Here is a 1,876-nt window from a genome sequence, read left to right on the forward strand (position 1 = left end):
TTCTCACCCTGTCTGGTGATGATGGCAGAGAGGTCACACCTGTTCCCATACCGAACACAGAAGTTAAGCTCTCTAGCGCCGATGGTAGTTGGACTTACGTTCCGCAAGAGTAGGACGTTGCCGGGCAGTTTTTTTTATTTATCCACAGTAGCTCAGTGGTAGAGCTATCGGCTGTTAACCGATCGGTCGTAGGTTCGAGTCCTACCTGTGGAGCCAGGCCCCTTGGTCAAGCGGTTAAGACACCGCCCTTTCACGGCGGTAACACGGGTTCGAATCCCGTAGGGGTCATTTGGAGGATTAGCTCAGCTGGGAGAGCATCTGCCTTACAAGCAGAGGGTCGGCGGTTCGATCCCGTCATCCTCCACCATTTTAAATTTTACTCTTACATATATAAGCTGGAGGGGTAGCGAAGTGGCTAAACGCGGCGGACTGTAAATCCGCTCCTTCGGGTTCGGCAGTTCGAATCTGCCCCCCTCCACCATTCTTGGGGTATAGCCAAGCGGTAAGGCAACGGACTTTGACTCCGTCACTCGTTGGTTCGAATCCAGCTACCCCAGCCATTAGAGCCATTAGCTCAGTTGGTAGAGCATTTGACTTTTAATCAAAGGGTCAGAGGTTCGAATCCTCTATGGCTCATCTTAAACCATATCCAGAAGGATATGGTTTTTTTGTATGACTAAATATATATAGTGTAGTGTATGGAAATATCTTCAATTTTATACATAGTTGCATATCACAAGTGTCTCGTTTAAAATAAAGTTATGAGAACGTTTTCTTAAACTTGTTTAAAGGGGATTCTATAATGAATAAAACAATTGAAATTATTGGTGCACCGAGTGCATTTGGTCAGCGTAAATTAGGGGTAAATCTTGGGCCGGATGCCATACGGTATGCTGATTTAGTAGCTAGACTTGAAAACTTAGGACTTGAAGTAAATGATAAAGGAAATGTTAAGAGTCCAGCAATCGATATGCAGAAATATCGTAGTGAGCAGGACGGAGGGCTTCGCAATCTTCCTGAAGTCGTGGAATTCTGCGAGACTCTTTGCAATGAAGTCGATCAGACAATAACAGCAGGAAAGTACCCACTCGTTATCGGAGGAGATCACTCGATAGCGATGGGAACGATATCCGGCGTGAAAAAACATTACGATAATCTGGGTGTTATCTGGTACGATGCGCACGGAGATTTAAATATTGCTGATTCATCGCCTTCTGGCAATATTCACGGCATGCCTTTAAGAGCGCTGATTGGTGACGGTCATCCAGACTTAATCAACATCGGTGGCTACAAGAATAAAGTGAAAACAGAGAATATTGTTCTGATCGGTATGCGTGACTTAGATGAAGGCGAAAAAGCGTATATCAAAGAAGTCGGTATTAAAACATACACGATGTCTGATATCGATAGAATCGGTATGGGTCAAGTCATTGAAGAGACGCTTGAATACTTGAAGGAAACGGATGGCATTCATTTATCGCTCGATGTAGATGCACTGGATCCTGTAGAGACACCAGGGACAGGCACAACAGTCCCAGGAGGTATATCTTACCGTGAAAGTCATTTAGCACTTGAGATGCTGCATGATTCTGAACGTGTGACGTCAATGGAAATTGTTGAAGTCAATCCGCTGATTGATATTAACAACAAGACGGCAAACCAGGCAGTAGAATTACTGGTCACGTTCTTCGGAGATAAATTACTATAGAAAAAGAGCAGCCCTGGCGAGGTCACTGAAAATCTCCTTTAATAATCTACGATTATTCTGATAATTAAAGAAGAATCGCAATTGAATAAAAATCTTTTAGAGAACATGAATTTTGAAATTCATGTTCTTTATTTTGTTCTCATCATTTAAACTTAAGGAAACAGGGGG

At 43.3% G+C, this 1,876-nt stretch carries 1 protein-coding gene, 6 tRNA genes and 1 rRNA gene; all 8 read left to right on the forward strand.

Annotation, left to right across the window (positions count from 1 at the left end):
* The first annotated feature begins 11 nt into the window (after window positions 1-11).
* The 8 genes from rrf to rocF all read left to right on the forward strand — a co-directional run bounded on the left by rrf (window position 12) and on the right by rocF (window position 1,708).
* A 5S ribosomal RNA gene (gene rrf, locus ERX27_RS11035) occupies window positions 12-126 on the forward strand.
* 15 nt (window positions 127-141) lie between these two features.
* Window positions 142-216, forward strand: a tRNA-Asn gene (locus ERX27_RS11040).
* Window positions 217-288: transfer RNA gene (locus tag ERX27_RS11045), tRNA-Glu, on the forward strand.
* Between the two features lie 3 nt (window positions 289-291).
* Window positions 292-367, forward strand: a tRNA-Val gene (locus tag ERX27_RS11050).
* Between the two features lie 30 nt (window positions 368-397).
* A tRNA-Tyr gene (locus ERX27_RS11055) sits at window positions 398-481 on the forward strand.
* Window positions 482-485: 4 nt separating this feature from the next.
* Window positions 486-560, forward strand: a tRNA-Gln gene (locus tag ERX27_RS11060).
* Between the two features lie 3 nt (window positions 561-563).
* Window positions 564-636, forward strand: a tRNA-Lys gene (locus ERX27_RS11065).
* Window positions 637-802: 166 nt separating this feature from the next.
* Complete coding sequence (rocF, locus tag ERX27_RS11070; protein ID WP_133432850.1) at window positions 803-1,708, forward strand: arginase; 906 nt, start codon at window positions 803-805, stop codon at window positions 1,706-1,708.
* Window positions 1,709-1,876 lie beyond the last annotated feature (168 nt).

The organism is Macrococcus brunensis, from assembly GCF_004359615.1.
GTDB classification, from domain to species: domain Bacteria; phylum Bacillota; class Bacilli; order Staphylococcales; family Staphylococcaceae; genus Macrococcus; species Macrococcus brunensis.

Coding starts and splice junctions, on each gene's coding strand:
- rocF (WP_133432850.1), top strand. CDS start 803: ATGAATAAAACAATTGAAATTATTGGTGCACCGAGTGCATTTGGTCAG.